This window comes from Psychrobacter sp. TB20-MNA-CIBAN-0197 (genome assembly GCF_040309765.1).
In the GTDB taxonomy this organism is placed as follows: domain Bacteria; phylum Pseudomonadota; class Gammaproteobacteria; order Pseudomonadales; family Moraxellaceae; genus Psychrobacter; species Psychrobacter submarinus.
In genome coordinates, this window is sequence record NZ_JBEOPC010001101.1 from 1 (window position 1) to 250 (window position 250).

General features: G+C 64.0%; 1 pseudogene. It reads right to left on the minus strand.

The features are described 5' to 3' along the window. Positions 1–250, minus strand: a pseudogene (locus AAEY83_RS17325) (hypothetical protein); the annotation flags it as partial.

Sequence of the window (250 nt, forward strand, 5' to 3'; positions counted from 1 at the left end):
TTTCCACGCCGGCCTCGACCCAGGTGTCGATACGCAACTCAACGCCGTTGGCTGGCGGAAACTGCACAGCGGTCAGCAGGCCCGGGCTCGGCTGGAAATCACGCCCCGGATCTTCCGCGTACAGACGTGCCTGAATCGCATGGCCCTGCGGTTCCAGGCCTTGATACAACTCGTTCAGCGGCGGCAGATCACCGGCGGCCAGCTCGATCATCCAGCGCACCAGATCTACGTCCCACACCTGCTCGGTGAC